The organism is Streptomyces sp. NPDC002463 (genome assembly GCF_042889835.1).
GTDB lineage: Bacteria > Actinomycetota > Actinomycetes > Streptomycetales > Streptomycetaceae > Streptomyces > Streptomyces nymphaeiformis.
On sequence record NZ_JBIARL010000001.1, the window covers coordinates 156,523 to 174,277 of the forward strand.

General features: G+C 72.1%; 18 protein-coding genes. 10 read left to right on the top strand and 8 right to left on the bottom strand.

Annotation, left to right across the window (positions count from 1 at the left end; translation table 11 throughout):
* Positions 1 to 47: 47 nt before the first annotated feature.
* A complete protein-coding gene (locus tag ACFYX3_RS00645; protein ID WP_389006750.1) occupies positions 48 to 629 on the bottom strand; it encodes a dihydrofolate reductase family protein in 582 nt (193 codons plus the stop codon).
* Positions 630 to 752: 123 nt separating this feature from the next.
* On the opposite strand from ACFYX3_RS00645, the gene ACFYX3_RS00650 reads away from it, so the two are divergent.
* A complete protein-coding gene (locus ACFYX3_RS00650; RefSeq protein WP_389006753.1) occupies positions 753 to 1,328 on the top strand; it encodes a TetR/AcrR family transcriptional regulator in 576 nt (191 codons plus the stop codon).
* Here ACFYX3_RS00650 and ACFYX3_RS00655 read toward each other — a convergent pair whose 3' ends face one another.
* Positions 1,329 to 2,372 carry a family 2 encapsulin nanocompartment cargo protein polyprenyl transferase gene (locus tag ACFYX3_RS00655; protein ID WP_389006756.1) on the bottom strand — a complete coding sequence of 348 codons (1,044 nt, stop codon included), beginning with the start codon at positions 2,370 to 2,372 and terminating at the stop codon, positions 1,329 to 1,331. It abuts the gene before it with no gap.
* 121 nt (positions 2,373 to 2,493) lie between these two features.
* Positions 2,494 to 3,909, bottom strand: a complete 1,416-nt coding sequence (locus ACFYX3_RS00660) for a family 2B encapsulin nanocompartment shell protein (RefSeq protein ID WP_389006759.1) — start codon at positions 3,907 to 3,909, stop codon at positions 2,494 to 2,496.
* A gap of 254 nt (positions 3,910 to 4,163) precedes the next feature.
* On the opposite strand from ACFYX3_RS00660, the gene ACFYX3_RS00665 reads away from it, so the two are divergent.
* Together ACFYX3_RS00665 and ACFYX3_RS00670 are read left to right on the top strand one after the other, a co-directional pair.
* Entirely contained in the window at positions 4,164 to 4,754 is a 591-nt protein-coding gene (locus ACFYX3_RS00665) for an N-acetylmuramoyl-L-alanine amidase (protein ID WP_389006762.1), read from the top strand.
* Between the two features lie 81 nt (positions 4,755 to 4,835).
* Positions 4,836 to 5,729, top strand: coding sequence for a 1-aminocyclopropane-1-carboxylate deaminase/D-cysteine desulfhydrase (locus ACFYX3_RS00670; RefSeq protein WP_389006765.1), 894 nt, complete (start codon positions 4,836 to 4,838; stop codon positions 5,727 to 5,729).
* Positions 5,730 to 5,788: 59 nt separating this feature from the next.
* Here the strand turns inward: ACFYX3_RS00670 and ACFYX3_RS00675 are convergent, their stop codons facing one another.
* Positions 5,789 to 7,381, bottom strand: a complete 1,593-nt coding sequence (locus ACFYX3_RS00675) for a Na+/H+ antiporter (protein WP_389006768.1) — start codon at positions 7,379 to 7,381, stop codon at positions 5,789 to 5,791.
* A 39-nt stretch (positions 7,382 to 7,420) separates the two neighbouring features.
* Here ACFYX3_RS00675 and ACFYX3_RS00680 point away from each other — a divergent pair, with 39 nt between their 5' ends.
* The 3 genes from ACFYX3_RS00680 to ACFYX3_RS00690 all read left to right on the top strand — a co-directional run bounded on the left by ACFYX3_RS00680 (position 7,421) and on the right by ACFYX3_RS00690 (position 9,388).
* On the top strand, positions 7,421 to 7,681 hold the full coding sequence (locus tag ACFYX3_RS00680; RefSeq protein WP_382660894.1) for a UBP-type zinc finger domain-containing protein: 261 nt from the start codon (positions 7,421 to 7,423) through the stop codon (positions 7,679 to 7,681).
* A 295-nt stretch (positions 7,682 to 7,976) separates the two neighbouring features.
* On the top strand, positions 7,977 to 8,390 hold the full coding sequence (locus tag ACFYX3_RS00685) for an anti-sigma regulatory factor (protein ID WP_019889334.1): 414 nt from the start codon (positions 7,977 to 7,979) through the stop codon (positions 8,388 to 8,390).
* Complete coding sequence (locus ACFYX3_RS00690; RefSeq protein ID WP_389006773.1) at positions 8,387 to 9,388, top strand: RNA polymerase sigma factor SigF; 1,002 nt, start codon at positions 8,387 to 8,389, stop codon at positions 9,386 to 9,388. The genes ACFYX3_RS00685 and ACFYX3_RS00690 overlap by 4 nt, the downstream gene beginning before the upstream one ends.
* A 1-nt stretch (position 9,389) precedes the next feature.
* On the opposite strand, the gene ACFYX3_RS00695 is transcribed toward ACFYX3_RS00690, so the two are convergent.
* Positions 9,390 to 9,806, bottom strand: coding sequence for a hypothetical protein (locus ACFYX3_RS00695; RefSeq protein WP_359513613.1), 417 nt, complete (start codon positions 9,804 to 9,806; stop codon positions 9,390 to 9,392).
* A gap of 174 nt (positions 9,807 to 9,980) precedes the next feature.
* Here ACFYX3_RS00695 and ACFYX3_RS00700 point away from each other — a divergent pair, with 174 nt between their 5' ends.
* Both ACFYX3_RS00700 and ACFYX3_RS00705 read left to right on the top strand, forming a co-directional pair.
* Entirely contained in the window at positions 9,981 to 10,949 is a 969-nt protein-coding gene (locus ACFYX3_RS00700; RefSeq protein WP_382660893.1) for a diacylglycerol/lipid kinase family protein, read from the top strand.
* 317 nt (positions 10,950 to 11,266) lie between these two features.
* A complete protein-coding gene (locus tag ACFYX3_RS00705) occupies positions 11,267 to 11,524 on the top strand; it encodes a WhiB family transcriptional regulator (protein ID WP_003953983.1) in 258 nt (85 codons plus the stop codon).
* A 168-nt stretch (positions 11,525 to 11,692) separates the two neighbouring features.
* On the opposite strand, the gene ACFYX3_RS00710 is transcribed toward ACFYX3_RS00705, so the two are convergent.
* Entirely contained in the window at positions 11,693 to 13,159 is a 1,467-nt protein-coding gene (locus ACFYX3_RS00710; RefSeq protein WP_352028192.1) for a histidine kinase N-terminal domain-containing protein, read from the bottom strand.
* A gap of 319 nt (positions 13,160 to 13,478) precedes the next feature.
* Positions 13,479 to 14,105: a TetR/AcrR family transcriptional regulator gene (locus ACFYX3_RS00715; RefSeq protein WP_389006778.1), complete on the bottom strand. Its 627-nt coding sequence runs from the start codon at positions 14,103 to 14,105 to the stop codon at positions 13,479 to 13,481.
* 83 nt (positions 14,106 to 14,188) lie between these two features.
* Here ACFYX3_RS00715 and ACFYX3_RS00720 point away from each other — a divergent pair, with 83 nt between their 5' ends.
* Together ACFYX3_RS00720 and nagB are read left to right on the top strand one after the other, a co-directional pair.
* Positions 14,189 to 14,953: an SDR family oxidoreductase gene (locus ACFYX3_RS00720; protein ID WP_389006781.1), complete on the top strand. Its 765-nt coding sequence runs from the start codon at positions 14,189 to 14,191 to the stop codon at positions 14,951 to 14,953.
* A 414-nt stretch (positions 14,954 to 15,367) separates the two neighbouring features.
* On the top strand, positions 15,368 to 16,153 hold the full coding sequence (nagB, locus tag ACFYX3_RS00725; protein ID WP_376594518.1) for a glucosamine-6-phosphate deaminase: 786 nt from the start codon (positions 15,368 to 15,370) through the stop codon (positions 16,151 to 16,153).
* A gap of 73 nt (positions 16,154 to 16,226) precedes the next feature.
* Here the strand turns inward: nagB and ACFYX3_RS00730 are convergent, their stop codons facing one another.
* Positions 16,227 to 17,750, bottom strand: a complete 1,524-nt coding sequence (locus tag ACFYX3_RS00730) for a glycoside hydrolase family 3 protein (protein ID WP_389006785.1) — start codon at positions 17,748 to 17,750, stop codon at positions 16,227 to 16,229.
* Positions 17,751 to 17,755 lie beyond the last annotated feature (5 nt).

Genomic DNA, 17,755 nt, shown 5'->3' on the forward strand with positions numbered 1-17,755 from the left:
CCAGGGTAGGTCGCCCCGCGCGACGTCGCCCGCCGCCGGCACCGGCGCTACCGCTTCCTGGTGTACGTCCGGACGAGCACGCCGTTGTCGAAGGTGCGCACCTCGCCCAGCTCGAAGTCGCGGGGCTCGAAGCCGGCGCCGAACATCGGCATGCCGGAGCCGTAGACCTGCGGGTAGGTCTTGATGACGAGCTCGTCGATCTCCTCGATGAGCTCGCCCGCGATGGTGGAGCCGCCGCAGAGGTAGATGCCCAGCGGGCTGTCCTCGGCCTTGAGCTCGCGGACCCGGCCCACCAGGTCGTCGGCGATCAGCTCGACGTTGGGGTGGGGCGACTCGGTGAGCGAGCGGCTGACCACGAACTCGCGCAGGTGGTTGTACGGGCTGGTGACGCCGATGTCGAGGGCGAGCTGGTACGACCGCCTGCCCTGGATGAGGGTGTCGTAGTGCTTGTTCTCGGCGTCGACCCCGAACATCTCCCGCGCCTGCGTCGGGACGGTCTCGGGGTACTCGGCGTTCATGACCGCCATGTACTCCGCGGTCGTGAACTTGAACATGGAGCTGGCGTCGCCCTCGGGGTCGCCGATGAAGCCGTCGATGGTGCAGGCGATGTAGTACGTGAGCTTGCGCAAACCGGTCCTCTTCGCGTCAGGGGTGCGGCCGCGATCGCAACCACGACAGTTATAGTGCTTCACCTGTAGTGGTTACGCAAGACCCTTTTTCGAAGAACCGTTTCCGTACTCAAGGAGCCCGACATGGCGAGAAACCCCGAACGCCGTACGGCCCTGCTCGACGCCGCGATCGAGGTCCTGGCCGACGAAGGCGCCCGCGGGCTGACCTTCCGGGCGGTCGACGCCCGGGCGGGGGTCCCCACGGGCACCTCGTCCAACTACTTCAACGACCGGGACCAGCTGCTCTCCCAGGTCGGCGACCGGATCTTCGTCCGGCTGACCCCGGACCCGGTCGACGCGGAGACCGCCATGGCCCCCGCGCCCAGCCGGGAGCTGGTGCTCGACCTGATGCGCTGGATCGCCCGGCGGCTCGCCGCCGAGCGCACCTGCTACCTCGGACTCTTCGAGCTCCGCCTCGAAGCCGTCCGCCGGCCCGAGCTGAGGACCCAGCTCACCAAAGTGCTCCGCTCCGACCTGGAAGCGAACATCCAGGGGCACCTCGCCGCCGGGATGCCCGGGGACGCGGACACGGTCCGGCTGCTGTACTTCGCCCTCACCGGACTGCTCCTCGACCACTTCACCGTCCCGGGAATCCTCGGCGACCGGGATCTGGACGACATGATCGAGACCGTGGTCACCCGGATCGTCCCGGAGGTGTGATCAGCGCGTGCGCCGCGTGACGAACTCCGCGAGGGCGAGCAGGTCCTCCGCCGCCGACAGGTCCGGCACCGCCTGGGCGAGGTGCTCGACGGCGCGGCCCATGCGCTCGGCCGCCTGGGCCTGCGCCCAGTCACGGCCGCCGGCCCGCTCGACGGCGTCCGCCGCCGCCCGCACCGCCGCCGCGTCGAGGGTCGGGCGGGAGTACAGCTCGGCCAGCTCCTCCCCGGCGGCGGTGCCGGAGGTGAGCGCCGCCACCACGGGAAGCGACTTCTTGTGGGCGACGAGGTCGGCGCCGGCCGGCTTGCCCGTGCGGTCCGGGTCGCCCCAGATGCCGATGAGGTCGTCGATCAGCTGGAAGGCGAGGCCGGCCTCCCGGCCGAAGGCGTCCATCGCCGCGACCTCCTCCTCCCCCGCGCCCGCGTAGAGCGCGCCGAGGGCGCAGGAGCAGCCGAGCAGCGCGCCGGTCTTGGCCGTGGCCATGGCCAGGCACTCGTCGAGGGAGACCTCGCGCGGGTCGCGCTGCTCGAAGGCGCAGTCGGCCTGCTGGCCGGCGCACAGCTCGATGACGCAGGCGGCCAGGCGTGCCGCGGCCGCCGCCGAGGCGGGGTGGGGGTCCTCGGCGAGCAGCCGCAGGGCGAGCGCGCTCATCGCGTCGCCGGCCATGAGGGCGTCGGGAATCCCGAAGACGGTCCAGGCGGTGGGCCGGTGCCGCCGGGTCGGGTCCTCGTCGACGATGTCGTCGTGGAGCAGGGTGAAGTTGTGCGCGAGCTCCACGGCCGCCGCGGCCTTCACGGCCCGGGTCTCGTCGGCACCGAGCGCGCGGGCCGCCGCGAGGACCAGGGCGGGCCGGATCGCCTTGCCCGACTGCCCCGCGTCCGGGGTGCCGTCGGCGCGCTCCCAGCCGAAGTGGTACATCGCCACGCGCCTCATGGAGTCCGGCAGGGACTCGACGGTCGAGCGCAGTTGGGGATTGACGGCGGTGCGCGTCCGGTCCAGGAGCGTCACGGCCCCCTGGCCGTCGGCGACGACATCCGTGCTGGTCATGGTCACGGTGATTTCCTTCGTATCCTTCGCCGATTCGCCGACGCGAGCCGGCACGAGCCGTGGCGGGCGGGGAGCGCCCGGGGGCGGGCGGGTTCGGTGCCCGCCCCCGGGTGTCGCCGGCTCAGCGCCAGCGGCTGACCTCGACGTTCTCCAGGACGCCCAGGGCGTCCGGGACGAGGATCGCCGCCGAGTAGTAGGCCGTGACGAGGTAGGAGATGATCGCCTGCTCGTCGATGCCCATGAAGCGGACGGAGAGGCTCGGCTCGATCTCGTCGGGGAGGCCGGTCTGGTGCAGGCCGATCACGCCCTGGTCGGCCTCGCCCGTACGCATGCAGATGATCGAGGTGGTCCGGGCGTCCGAGACCGGGATCTTGTTGCACGGGTAGATCGGCACACCGCGCCAGGTCGGGATGCGGTTGCCCGCGATCTCGATCGTCTCGGGCACCAGGCCGCGCTTGTTGAGCTCGCGGCCGAAGGCGGCGATGGCGCGCGGGTGGGCGAGGAACATCTTGGAGCCCCGGCGACGGGAGAGCAGCTCGTCCATGTCGTCCGGGCTGGGGGCGCCGTCGTGCGGCTGGATCCGCTGCCCGTAGTCGCAGTTGGCGAGGAGGCCGAACTCCTTGTTGTTGATGAGCTCGTGCTCCTGGCGCTCGCGGAGCGCCTCGACCGTGAGCCGCAACTGCTGCTCGGTCTGGTTCATCGGCTGGTTGTAGAGGTCGGCGACGCGGCTGTGGACCTTCAGCACGGTCTGGGCGACGCTCAGCTCGTACTCGCGGGGCGAGGCGTCGTAGTCGACGAAGGTGTGCGGGACGACCGCCTCGCCGACGTGGCCGGCGGAGAGGTCGATCGCGGCCTCGCCGTACGTGTTGGTGCGCTGCTCGGGCGTCGAGGCCACGCCCGCGAGGTGGGCGGCGAGCGAGCCGGCCCGCTCCGCGAGGTTCCGCACGTCGCTGCGGGTGAGCTCGAGGACCGTACAGGCGGTGGCGGCGCGGGCGGTCCAGTCCCAGGTGGCGTCCTCGCCGAGCAGGGCGTCCTCGCCGAGGTAGGCGCCGTCGGCGAGGACGCCGAGCACGGCCTCGTCGCCGTAGGGCCCCTCGCCGATCTGCTCGATGCGGCCGTGCGCGAGGAGGTACACCCGGTCGGTGGGGGCGCCCGCGACGGCGATGACCTCGCCCGCCGCGTACTCCCGCTGGGTGCAGCGGGACGCGAGCTCGGTCAGCGCGCTCTCGTCCTCGTATCCGCGCAGGGCGGGGAGTTCGCCGAGTTCGGCGGGGATCACCGCGACGCGCTCGCCGGTCTGCACGAAGGTGACGCGGCCGTCACCCACGGAGTAGCTGAGCCTCCGGTTCACCCGGTACGTGCCGCCCTGCACCTGGACCCACGGCAGCGTCCGCAGCAGCCACCGGGAGGTGATCTCCTGCATCTGCGGGGCCGACTTGGTGGTCGTGGCGAGGTTCCGCGCGGCGGCGGTGCCGAGACTCTGCTGCGGGGCCTGCTGCTCCGCGCGGACCTCGTCGCCAACCGAACCAACGGACATGGAACTCCCTCTCGTATGCCTGAGTCTTCGAGTGAAGCCTTTCAGCACGGAGCGTGTCGGCGCCATTACACTTTCGAGTGGGACTGTTCGACGATCTTCGGGGCATGTCACGCGATTTCCATCCGAACAGCGCACCCCCGCACGTCTCCTGACGATCTGACCGGATCGGCTCGCACGCGGTTCGAACGGATGGCGGTGGAGTCGCGGAATCCGGTACTCCGGAAGTTCACCCCGTCCTCCGGAAGGAGTCGGTCATGTCCTCACCCATGTCCGCGGACAGGTTCCTCCGCGCGCTGCGCGACGAGGGACTCACGGTCGTCCAGGTCGGCGACTGGTCCACCCACAACCGCAACCACAAGGGCCCCTGGGGCCCGGTGAACGGCGTGATGATCCACCACACCGCGACCCGCGGCACCGCCCACACGGTCCGGATCTGCCGGGACGGTTACGAGGCCCTGCCGGGGCCGCTCTGCCACGGCGTGATCGCCAAGGACGGCACGGTCCACCTCGTCGGCTACGGGCGCGCCAACCACGCGGGGCTCGGCGACGACGAGGTCCTCCGCGCGGTCATCGCCGAGCGGCGGCTGCCGCCGGACGACGAGGCCACCACGGACGGCAACCGGCACTTCTACGGCTTCGAGTGCGAGAACCTCGGCGACGGCGAGGACCCGTGGCCGAAGGTCCAGCTGGAGGCCATCGCGAAGGCGGCGGCCGCCGTCTGCCGGGTGCACGGCTGGACGCACCGCTCGGTCATCGGGCACCTGGAGTGGCAGCCGGGCAAGGTGGACCCGCGCGGGTTCACGATGGCGTCGATGCGGGAGCGGATCGCGGACCGGCTGCGCTGACCCCAGGGGCGCTTCGCGGTCAGGTCCGGTCCCGGGGTGCCTCCCGACCGGGCCTGGTCGGGGAGCGGCGAGAATGGCCGGGTGAACGCGCTCGACCTCTCCCGTCTGCGGCCCCGGCTCCCCTCGCCCCTGGAGCCGGTGGAGGACGAGCGCTTCGCCCGGCGCGGCCTCACGCTGCTGCTGAAGCGCGAGGACCTGATCCACCCCGACCTGCCGGGCAACAAGTGGCGCAAGCTCGCGCTCAACCTGCGCGAGGCGGCCGGCCGGCCCGTGCTCACCTTCGGCGGCGCGTACTCGAACCACCTGCGGGCGACGGCCGCCGCCGGCCGGCTGCTCGGCTTCCCGACGGTCGGGGTGGTCCGCGGCGACGAGCTGGCCGGGCGGCCGCTGAACCCGTCCCTCGCGCGGTGCGCGGCGGACGGGATGCGTCTCGAGTTCGTGGACCGGGCCACGTACCGCGCGAAGAACGACCCGGCCACGCTCGGCGCGCTCCTGGAGCGGGCCCCCGCGCGCGCGTACGTGGTCCCGGAGGGCGGCAGCAACACCCTCGCCGTCCACGGGTGCGTGGAGCTGGGCCGTGAGCTCGCCGTCCACGCCGACGTGGCCGCCGTCGCCTGTGGCACGGGCGGCACCCTGGCGGGGCTCGCGGCCGGCTTCGAGGGCCGGACCCTCGGCGTCCCGGTGCTCAGGGGCGGCTTCCTCGGCGGGGAGGTCCGGGCGCTCCAGGAGGCGGCCTTCGGCGGACCGCGCGGGGACTGGACCCTGGACGAGCGCTTCCACGGCGGGGGCTACGCGCGCGTGCCCCCCGCCCTGGAGGCGTTCGCACAGGACTTCGAGGCACGGCATGGACTCGCCATCGAGCGGCTGTATGTCGCCAAAATGCTGTACGGCCTGACGGCCCTCGCGGAGGAGGGCGCCTTCCCGGCCGGCACCCGGCTCGCGGCGGTGATCACGGGAGCACCGGAGGCCGCCTAGAGCCGGCCCCGACCCCCGGCCCCCGGCCATGACCCGCCCGGACAGGACCCGCCAGTCCGTCAGTCCGTCTCCCGGTGGGCCGCCGCCTCCTCCAGATCGAGGCGGCGGAGCAGGCTGCGCATCATCTCGTCGTCGATGCGGCGGGCGTCGCGCAGCCGTACGAAGACCTCGCGTTCGGCGTCGATCACCTCGCGCGAGAGACGCCGGTAGGTGTCGTCCGCGGTCTCCCCGGTGACCTCGTTGACCGCGCCGAGGCGCTCCCACACCGAGTTGCGGCGGCGCTCCAGGACCGTGCGCAGCCGGTCGGCGAGGGGTTTCGGCAGGGCGTTGCGTTCGTCGGCGAGGAGCTCGTCGAGGCGTTCCTCGGCGGCGCGCGAGGCCTCGCTCTGGGCCTGCGCCTCGGCCAGCGTCTCGGTGTACCTGTCCCGTCCGGGGAGCTTCAGGAGCCGGATCAGGGGCGGCAGGGTGAGGCCCTGCACGACGAGGGTGCCGATCACGGTGGTGAAGGTGAGGAAGAGGACGAGGTTCCGGGCCGGGAACTCCTTGCCGTCGGTGAGGACGGGGATGGAGAAGGCGATCGCCAGGGAGACCACGCCGCGCATGCCGGCCCAGCCGACGACGAGCGGCGCCCGCCAGTCCACCTCGGGCTCCCGCTCCCGGATGCGTGCGGACATCCAGCGGGGCAGGAAGGTCGCCGGGTAGACCCAGACGAACCGGACGACGACCACGGCGACGAAGACCCCGACCGCGTACCAGGCCGCCTCCGCGACCCCGTACGGCCCGAGCCCCTGGACGACGAAGGGCAGCTGGAGGCCGATCAGGGCGAAGACGGCGGACTCCAGGATGAAGGCGACCATCTTCCAGACGGCCTCCTCCTGGAGCCGGGTGGCGAAGTCGACCTGCCAGGCCTTGTGGCCGAGGAAGAGCCCGACCACGACGACCGCGAGCACGCCGGAGGCGCCGACCTCCTCGGCGGCGGCGTACGCGATGAACGGGATCAGCAGGGAGAGGGTGTTCTGGAGCAGGGCCTCACCCAGGTGCGTGCGCAGCCAGTGGATCGGCACCATCAGGACCAGACCGACGCCGATGCCGCCGACCGCGGCGAGCAGGAACTCCCCGAAGCCGCCCGCCCAGCTGATGCCCTCCCCCACCGCGGCCGCGAGGGCGACCTTGTACGCGGTGATCGCGGTGGCGTCGTTCACGAGGGACTCGCCCTGGAGGATCGTGGTGATCCGGTTCGGCAGGCCGAGCCTGCGGGCGATGGCGGTGGCGGCGACCGCGTCCGGCGGGGCGATCACGGCGCCGAGCACGAGGGCGGCGGTGAGCGGCAGGTCGGGCACGAGGACGTACGCGAGCCAGCCCACGGCCACGGTGGCGAAGAGGACGTACCCGACGGAGAGCAGCGCGACGGGCCGGATGTTGGCCCGCAGGTCGAGGTACGAGGAGTCGACGGCGGCCGTGTAGAGGAGCGGGGGCAGGATCAGCGGCAGCACGATGTGCGGGTCGAGGGTGTAGTCGGGGACCCCCGGGAGGTACGAGGCGACGAGGCCGACGGCGACCAGGAGCAGCGGGGCGGGCACCGGGGACCTGCGGGCGAACCCGGCCACGGCGGCGCTCGCCGCCACCAGTGCCACCAGCTGTAGTGCGTCCATGCCCGACCCCGTTCCGTGCCGCAACGTAACCTGGCCATCATGAGCGAGTGCCTGCACGTAGCCGAAATCCCGCGCCCCGAGCCGGCGCCGCTGGCCGAGACCTGCCTCGAATGCCTGTCGGACGGCACGCACCCGGTCCAGCTGCGGCTCTGTCTGGGCTGCGGGCACGTGGGCTGCTGCGACTCCTCGCCGGGGCGGCACGCGACGGGGCACTTCTCCACGACCGGGCATCCGGTGATGCGGACCTTCGAGCCGGGCGAGGCCTGGCGCTGGTGCTTCGTCGACGGTTCGATCGTCTGACGGCTGGGTACGTCAACCCTCCGCGGGTCTCCGCGGCCGCCGGGGTGGGGGCCGAGGGTCTCCGCGACTGCCGGGTCGGGGCCACGGCTCCGGGGCCGGGTCTCCGGGACGGGGTCTCCGAGGCCGGGTCTCCGGGAGCAGGGCGAGGAAGCCCTGGTCTCCGGGGCTCACGGCGACACGGCAGGATGGATCGCGATAGCGTCACGGCGGACCGCGCAGGCTCCCTGCGTACCGCCCGGTTCGGGGGGCTCTCCCCCCGAGCCCCGAATGAGCTTGTGCCACCTTGGAGGTGAGGGTGTCCCAGATCGCAGGCGAGCCCGGGACCCAGGACTTCGTGGAAGTCCGGCTGCCCGCTGCGGGTGCCTATCTGTCCGTGCTGCGTACGGCCACGGCCGGTCTCGCGGCGCGCTTGGACTTCACCCTCGACGAGATCGAGGACTTGCGGATCGCGGTCGACGAGGCCTGCGCCATCCTGCTCCAGCAGGCCGTGCCGGGGTCCGTCCTCAGCTGTGTCTTCCGGCTGGTCGACGACTCCCTCGACGTGACCGTCTCCGCACCGACGACGGACGGCAGGGCGCCGGAGCGGGACACCTTCGCGTGGACCGTGCTGTCGGCGCTGGCCGGAAAGGTGGAGTCGTCGGTGGCCGATGACCGTACGGTCTCGATCAGCCTGTACAAACAGCGCGGCGCGGGGCCAGGCCCGGCGTGAGGAGCGGGGACGCGACGGCCGGCATCCCTGAGCAGCAGGCGCGGCCGAACAGGGTCGCTACGGAGCAGGCGGACCAGATGAGCGAGCACGAGCAGCACCCCGAGGTTCCCGGGACGGCGGGGGCCTCCGAGGCCCCCGCGGCTCCCGGGCCGCGGATTCCTGACGAGGCCGAGGAGACTCCGGCCGAGGCTTCGGACGAGGCTGCGGCCGAGGACGGCGACGAGGACGACGCCGCCCCGGACCCGCACGACCGGAGCGGCGCCCGCGCCCTCTTCATCGAGCTGCGCGAGCTGCCCGAGGGCTCCCCGGAGAAGGCGGAGCTGCGCAACCGGCTGGTACGGATGCACCTGCCGCTCGTGGAGCACCTGGCGCGGCGGTTCCGCAACCGCGGCGAGCCGCTGGACGACCTGACCCAGGTGGCGACGATCGGCCTGATCAAGTCGGTCGACCGGTTCGACCCGGAGCGCGGGGTGGAGTTCTCCACGTACGCGACGCCGACGGTCGTCGGCGAGATCAAGCGCCACTTCCGTGACAAGGGGTGGGCGGTCCGGGTGCCGCGCCGGCTCCAGGAGCTGCGGCTCTCGCTGACCACGGCGACGGCCGAGCTCTCGCAGCAGCACGGCCGCTCGCCGACGGTGCACGAGCTGGCGGAGCGGCTCGGGATCTCCGAGGAGGAGGTCCTGGAGGGTCTGGAGTCGGCCAACGCCTACTCGACGCTCTCCCTGGACGTCCCCGACACCGACGACGAGTCGCCGGCGGTGGCGGACACGCTGGGCGCGGAGGACGAGGCCCTGGAGGGGGTCGAGTACCGCGAGTCGCTCAAGCCGCTCCTGGAGGACCTGCCGCCGCGGGAGAAGCGGATCCTGCTGCTTCGCTTCTTCGGGAACATGACCCAGTCGCAGATCGCGCAGGAGGTGGGCATCTCGCAGATGCACGTCTCTCGACTGCTGGCTCGGACCCTGGCGCAGCTGAGGGAGAAGCTTTTGGTGGAGGAGTAGGTCAGGCCTCCTGACCGGGGCGCCGGATGCCGAGCGCCTCGGTCGTGGCCGGGTTCACGAGGAGGACGAGCCCGGTCACCGCGAGGACGCCCAGGACGATGCCGGCCGGGATCATCGCGCTGTTCGCCTGGAGCATCTGCCAGGCGACGGGCAGGGCCAGGATCTGGGTGATGACGGCCGGGCCGCGGCTCCAGGAGCGGCGCAGCCACAGGCCGCGCGCGGCCACGAGCGGGATCAGACCGAGGGCGACGAGCGTGACCGCGCCCATGACGGCGCCGGTGAGGTCGCCGGCCGTCCCGGTCAGGGCGTTCACCGCCATGTACACACCACCGGCGACAAGCCCGAGGGCCTCGACCCCGGCGACGGCCGCCGCGGCGGCGAGACGGGTGGGCCGGGGGGTCTGCTCCGCACTGCTCATAGAGGGCAGGGTAACCGGGGGGCGTGGTGTCCCGGGGGCACCGGGTAGGGGGCAGGGCCCCGGCCCGGTGCGCGCTCGCCGGTCGGGGCGGTGCGGTCCCGGGTCGGGGCGGGGCGTGTCCACCCGTCGGGCCTGGACTGCGCCCGGTACCGCCGGGTAGGTACGCTGACGGTCATGCGCGCACTTCTCGTGGTCAACCCGGCAGCCACCACCACCAGTGCCCGCACCCGTGACGTGCTCATCCACGCGCTGGCCAGCGAGATGAAGCTGGAGGCCGTCACCACCGAGTACCGCGGGCACGCGCGCGACCTGGGCCGACGGGCCGCCGAGGCCGGGAACATCGACCTGGTCGTGGCCCTCGGCGGGGACGGCACGGTGAACGAGGTCGTCAACGGACTGCTGCACGACGGCCCCGATCCGGACCGGCTGCCGAGCCTCGCGGTCGTCCCCGGCGGCTCGACCAACGTCTTCGCCCGCGCCCTCGGACTGCCGAACGACGCCGTGGAGGCGACCGGCGCCCTGCTCGACGCGCTGCGTGAGCGGCGGACACGCACGGTGAGCCTCGGGCTCGCGTCCGGGACGCCCGGCACCGAGGACGAGTCGGTGCCCGAACGCTGGTTCACGTTCTGTGCCGGTCTCGGTTTCGACGCGAGCGTCATCGGCCGGGTCGAACAGCAGCGCGAGCGCGGCAAGAGATCGACGCACGCCCTCTATCTGCGCCAGGTGGTGCGCCAGTTCCTGGAGGAGCCGAACCGCCGGCACGGCACGATCACCCTGGAACGCCCGGGCGCGGAGCCGGTCGAGAACCTCGTCCTCTCCATAATCTGCAACACCTCCCCCTGGACCTACCTGGGCAATCGTCCGGTGTACGCGTCCCCGGAGGCGTCCTTCGAGACCGCGCTCGACGTGCTCGGGCTGCGCCGGCTCTCCACTCCGGCGGTGGCCCGGTACGCCACCCAGCTGCTCACCTCGACCCCGGAACGGGGTCCGCGCGGCAAGCATGCCGTCTCTCTGCACGACCTGACCGACTTCACCTTGCATTCGAAGGTGCCCCTCCCCCTGCAGATGGACGGAGACCACCTCGGACTGCGTACGAGCGTGACGTTCACAGGCGTACGCCGTGCACTGCGTGTGATTGTGTGAGTGGAAGGGCCCAAAGTCCTTTCACTCGAACGTTTAGGCGCGCATCCACCCCTAAGAAGTACGGCTGTGACCTAGCCGACACCGAGGAATCAAAAAAAACTTTCCGGAAGGGGTTGTATCCGTTGCTGGGGTTTGGGAGTCTCTTCTTGGCGATCGGGACGGCCCGCAAGACCGGCCTCCACTGAGAGCCAGAACCCCTCCTCAGCACAAGGACCACACCAGTTCTCCTGGCAGTCGGCCCTTCCCTTGCGGGGGGATTCGTGAAAGCGTTCACATTCACAAGCAACTCGCACGAAACACTGAGAGAGGTAGCAGCCATGGACTGGCGTCACAACGCCGTTTGTCGTGAGGAAGACCCCGAGCTGTTCTTCCCCATCGGCAACACCGGTCCTGCGCTGCTGCAGATCGAGGAAGCCAAGGCCGTCTGCCGCCGCTGCCCCGTCATGGAGCAGTGCCTGCAGTGGGCGCTCGAGTCCGGCCAGGACTCCGGCGTCTGGGGTGGCCTCAGCGAGGACGAGCGCCGCGCGATGAAGCGCCGTGCCGCTCGCAACCGGGCGCGTAACGCCAGCGCCTGAGCCACCTGCACAGCCTGAGGCAGCGGCGCGTACACCGCGTACGCAATCACCGCCTTCGAGCCGCAGCACGCAGCAGTAACCCACAGCATTCGAGCCCCGGACCGATTCTCTTCGGTCCGGGGCTCGCTGCTGTGAACTCGCCGACTCGCCGAGCTCGCTGAACTCGCTTTATTTCTGGGGCTGTACGGGGATGTCGAGGACCACCTTCGTGCCGCGCTCGGCACCCGGCTGCATGTCGAAGCTGCCACCGAGCTCGCCCTCGACGAGCGTCCGCACGATCTGCAGGCCGAGGTTGCCGGCCCGCTGCGGGTCGAAGCCCTCGGGCAGACCGCGGCCGTCGTCCTGGACCGTGATCAGGAGCCGGGCGTCCGTCCGGCTCTCGCCGCGGACGGCGCTGACCTCGACCGTTCCCTGCTCCCCCTGCACGAAGGCGTGTTCGAGCGCGTTCTGCAGGATCTCGGTGAGCACCATGGAGAGCGGGGTGGCGACCTCTGCGTCGAGGATGCCGAAGCGGCCGTTGCGCCGGCAGGTGACCTTGCCCGGGGAGATCTCGGCGACCATCGCGATGACCCGGTCGGCGATCTCGTCGAACTGGACGCGCTCGTCCAGGTTCTGGGACAGCGTCTCATGGACGATCGCGATCGAACCGACGCGCCGCACGGCCTCGTTGAGGGCCTCGCGACCCCGGTCGGAGTCCATCCGGCGGGCCTGGAGGCGGAGCAGGGCGGCAACCGTCTGGAGGTTGTTCTTCACCCGGTGGTGGATCTCCCGGATGGTGGCGTCCTTGGTGATCAACTCGCGCTCGCGGCGACGCAGTTCGGTGACGTCCCGGAGCAGGACGAGCGAACCGATGCGGGTGCCCTTGGGCTTGAGCGGGATCGCCCGCAGCTGGATCACCCCGCCGTTGCCCTCGACCTCGAACTCGCGGGGCGCGTAGCCGGAGGCCAGCTTGACCAGGGCCTCGTCCACCGGGCCCCGGGAGGGGGCGAGTTCGGCGGTGATCTGGCCGAGGTCCTGGCCGACCAGGTCGGCGGCGAGACCGAGCCGGTGGTACGCGGAGAGCGCGTTCGGCGAGGCGTACTGGACGACGCCCTCGGCGTCGAGGCGGACGAGACCGTCGCCGGCGCGCGGCGAGGAGTCCATGTCGACCTGCTCGCCGGGGAAGGGGAACGTTCCGGCAGCGATCATCTGCGCGAGGTCGGAGGCCGACTGGAGGTAGGTGAGCTCCAGTCGGGAGGGGGTGCGGACGGTCAGCAGGTTGGTGTTGCGGGCGATGACGCCGAGGACCCGGCCCTCCCGGCGCACGGGGATGGACTCGACCCGGACCGGGACCTCCTCGCGCCACTCCGGGTCGCCCTCGCGGACGATCCGGCCCTCGTCGAGGGCGGCGTCGAGCAGCGGACGGCGGCCGCGCGGGACCAGGTGGCCGACCATGTCGTCCTGGTAGGAGGTGGGGCCGGTGTTGGGCCGCATCTGGGCCACGGAGACGTACCGCGTGCCGTCGAGGGTCGGGACCCAGAGCACGAGGTCGGCGAAGGAGAGGTCGGAGAGCAGCTGCCACTCCGACACCAGCAGATGGAGCCACTCGAGGTCGGAGTCGCTCAGGGCGGTGTGCTGGCGGACGAGGTCGTTCATGGAGGGCACGATGCGAGCGTACCTGCGGAATTACAGGGGCCGTGAACCTGGATCTCCGGGGCTGCGTGTTGGAGGATGGGCCGGGAAACACCGCGTTCCCGTGGATGGACAGACAAGAATGGTCTAGTCCACAATGAAAAACACCGAGCCTCCATCCTCCCCGCACAGGAGGATGGAACGAGGTACCCGGCGCTCTCTGCCCTGACTGCGCCGAGACCTCCCACACGGCCGAGGGACCGCACACCCCCGGCCGGGCTACTCCGGGCTGCGGTGCCGGGCGGGCTGAGGGTCCCGCCAGGCGCCGCGGCCCGCGGGTGCTTCAGGGCCTTTTCGGCTCGACTTCCCCGCCTCGGGCCGCGGGCCAGGCCCGCATCGCCGCGTCCGCCACCGCCGTCAGCTCCTCCGCCGTCGCCCCGTCGCGGGCCTGCAGGGACATGCCCTGGAGGACGGCGCCGGCCAGCCGGGCCAACGCGTGCGGGTCGGCGTCCGGCGGAAGCTCGCCCGCCTCCACGTCCTGGCGGATGCGGTTCTCGAACGCGGCCAGATTGTCGTTGCGCCGGGCACGCAGGGCCTCCTCGACCTCCGGGGTCGAGCAGTTCACGGCGGCCGAGATCATCAGGCAGCCGTGCGGATGGCCGGGCTCGGTGAAGACCACGGCGGCCTCGCGCAGCATGCGCCCCACGGCGGCGCGGGCGGTCGGCTCCTCGGCGAAGGCGCGGCTGCCGTAGGCCCCGTAACCGAGCGCGTAGGCCTCGACGACCTCCTCGAACAGCGTCTTCTTGTCACCGAAGGCCGCGTAGAGGCTGGGTGCGCTGATGCCCATGACGCGCGTGAGGTCGGAGACCGAGGTCGTCTCGTAGCCGTGCTCCCAGAAGGCCATCGTCGCCTGCTCCAGGGCCGTGAGCCGGTCGAAGGAGCGGGGGCGGCCGCGCTGTCTCGTCACCATGGAGTGAATTCTATAGCGCTCGTTACGAATCATGGGGTACGGTCTTTACGTAACGACCGCTACAGAAAGAGGGGGGCGCCGCCATGGGCGTGCTCGACGGAAGGCTGGCCGGGAAGACGGCACTGGTCACAGGCGGGAGCCGGGGCATCGGACGGGGGATAGCCGAGCGGCTCGGCCGCGAGGGCGCGCGGGTCGCGGTGCACTACGGGACGAACGAGGCGGCGGCGAAGGACACGGTCGCCGCGATCGAGGCGGCCGGCGGCTCGGCCTTCGCGGTGGGTCAGGAGCTGGGGGTGCCGGGGGACGCGGCGGCGCTGTGGCGGGCCTTCGACGCGCACGCGGACGGCCTGGACATCCTGGTGAACAACGCGGGGATCGGGGCGTCGCAGCCGTTCGCGACGATCGGTGACGAGGAGTACGACCGGATCTTCGCGGTCAACACGAAGGCGCCGTTCTTCCTGGCGCAGTTGGGGGCGGAGCGGCTGCGGAACGGCGGCCGGATCATCAACGTCTCGACGGGCCTGAGCAGGGCGGCGGCCATGCCGGACCTGATGGCGTACGCGATGTCGAAGGGCGCGCTGGACGTCTTCACGCGCTACCTGTCGAAGGTGCTCGGCCCGCGCGGGATCACGGTCAACGCGGTGGCGCCGGGGATCGTGGACACGGACATCAACGCGGGCTGGCTGCGGGGGAACGAGGAGGCGTGGGCCGGGGCGGCGGCGATGTCGGCGCTGGGCGCGGTCGGGACGCCGCCGGAGATAGCGGACGTGGTGGCCTTCCTGGCCTCCGACGACGCCCGCTGGGTGACGGGCGACTGGATCGACGCGACGGGAGGCTCACTGGCCTGACGGGGGACACCCGGGGCCGGTCCGGCACGGGGGTCCAGGCCGGCCTGAGCCGCGGCGCTCGGGGCGGCATGGACGCAGGGGCCGGGGCGGCGTGACGCGGGGGGCCAGACCGGCCAGACGCGAGTCACCCGAGGCGTCCGGGCGCGGGGGCTCGGAGCGGCCGGGCGGGGGCGCCGGGGCGGGGCGACGCGGGGACCCGTGCCGGCCTGACGTGGGGCCCGAGCCGACCCCGGCGCCGGGGCTCCGGCGGGGTTCGAGTGGCTGGTGGGGCGGGGGCGGCTGACGATGGAGGCGATGCCGTCCGCGGGGCGGAACGGCATGAGGGGAAGGCCTCCCCTCTGCTAGATTTGGACTTAGATTGGTCTATACCACACGGTCCTTTCAGCAGCCCCTCACCAGATCGGCAGGCACAGCGTGGAAGTTGTCATCGTCAAGGACGCCAAGGCCGGCGGCGAGCTCATCGCGGACGGCATCGCCGACCTCCTGCGCCGCAAGCCCGACGCGCTGCTCGGCGTGGCCACGGGCTCGACCCCGATCCCGATCTACGACGCCCTTGTCGCCCAGGTCTCCGCCGGCGCCGTGGACGCCTCCCGGGCGCGGATCGCCCAGCTCGACGAGTACGTCGGCCTGCCCGCGGGGCACCCGGAGTCGTACCGCTCCACCGTGCTCCGCCAGGTCGTCGAGCCCCTCGGGCTCTCCCCCGAGGCCTTCATGGGCCCCGACGGCTCCGCCGAGGACGTCCTGGCGGCCTGCGAGGCCTACGACAGGGCACTGGCCGAGGCCGGTGGCGTGGACCTGCAGATCCTCGGCATCGGCACCGACGGGCACATCGGCTTCAACGAGCCGTGCTCCTCGCTCGCCTCCCGCACCCGCATCAAGACGCTCACCGAACAGACCCGCGTGGACAACGCCCGCTTCTTCGACGACGACATGGAGCAGGTGCCGCACCACGTCATCACCCAGGGCATCGGCACCATCCTGGAAGCCCGCCACCTGGTGCTGCTCGCCACCGGCGAGGGCAAGGCGGAGGCCGTGGCGCAGACCGTCGAGGGCCCGGTGGCGGCGCTCGTGCCGGCCTCCGCGCTCCAGCTGCACCCGCACGCCACGGTGGTCGTGGACGAGGCGGCCGCCTCCAAGCTGAAGCTCGCGGACTACTTCCGCCACACCTTCGCGAACAAGCCCTCCTGGCAGGGCATCTGAGCGGTACGTACGCGAAGGGGCCCGGTACCTGGAATCCGTCTCCAGGTACCGGGCCCCTTTCCCGTACGTCCCGTCAGGCGCCGGTGCCGACCACGGCCTCCGCCGCCGCGCGGCCGCAGACCCGGGCCGCGCCGTGCGTGGCGATGTGCAGGGCCCCGCGGGGCTCCGCCTCGTTGAGGCCCATCTCGACCACGACGGTGTCGGGGCGGGCCGCGAGGAGGCCGTCGAGGGCCTGGATCATCCACGGGTGCCGGTGGGCGTCCCGTACGACCGCGACGATGCGGCGCTCCCCCGCGGCGGCGAGGACGGCGTCCACGGACGGCTCGTCGTACGAGCCGGTCTCGGTGCCGGGGAGCAGGCGCTCCAGCTCGGCCGCGATGCCCCAGGGCGTCTCGTCGCCGACCGCGAAGTTCGCGACCGGGGTGAAGGAGGCCACGTAGGGGGCGTCGGCCATCGGCGTGTGGGGGTGCTCCCCGCGGGTCACCTTGAGGGCCCGGCGGGCGGCCACGAGTCCGATGTCGGTGCCGGGCGCGGTCCCCTCCTGCACTGCCGCGCCCGGCACCGATCCAGCCCCCCTGGCCCGGTGCGCCTGGGTCCAGGCCGCCAGGGCGCGCACGCGCGCCGCGGCGTCGGCCAGCCGCTCCTCGGGCAGTTCACCGGTCCGTACCGCGTTCACCAGCGCGTCGCGCAGTTGCAGCACGGTGTCCTCGTCGCACAGCCCGCCGCCGACGCAGATGGCGTCGGCGCCCGCGGCGATCGCGAGGACCGATCCGCGCTCGATGCCGTACGTCGCCGCGACGGCCTGCATCTCCATGCCGTCGGTGACGATCAGCCCCTCGAAGCCCAGCTCCTGGCGCAGCAGACCGGTGAGGATCTGCGGGCTCAGGGTGGCCGGACGGTGGGGGTCGAGCGCGGAGAGAAGAATATGCGCGCTCATGACCGCTTTGGTACCCGCGGCGACGGCCGCGCGGAAAGGTACCAGCTCACGGGCGTGCAGTGTGGCGAGGTCCACATCGATCCGGGGCAGCGCGTCGTGGGAATCCACGTTGGTGTCGCCGTGTCCGGGGAAGTGCTTCGTGCAGGCCGCGACCCCGACGCCCTGGAGGCCGTCGACGTACGCCACGGTGTGCCGGGCGACGAGGTCCGGGTCGGGGCCGAAGGAGCGGACGCCGATGACGGGGTTCTCGGCGTTGGAGTTGACGTCCGCCGAGGGCGCCCAGTTCAGGTCGACGCCGCACTGCACGAGCCGGCGGCCGAGCTCGCGGGCCACGGCCCGGGTGAGCTCGACGTCGTCGACGCTGCCGAGGGCGTAGTTGCCGGGGAACGACGAGCCCTGCTTGACCTCGAGGCGGGTGACGTCCCCGCCCTCCTCGTCGATGGCGACGAGGACGTCGTCCCGCTCGGCGCGCAGCTGCGCGGTGAGCGCGGCGAGCTGCTCGGGGCTGACGATGTTCCGGCCGAACAGGCCGACCGAGGACAGGCCCTCGCCGATGCGGCGGAGCAGCCAGTCGGGCGCGGTGGTGCCGACGAAGCCGGGCTGGAGGACGGTGAGCGCGTCACGGGTCAGGGTGTCCGAGCCGTGTACGAGTGTGGTCATGGCGA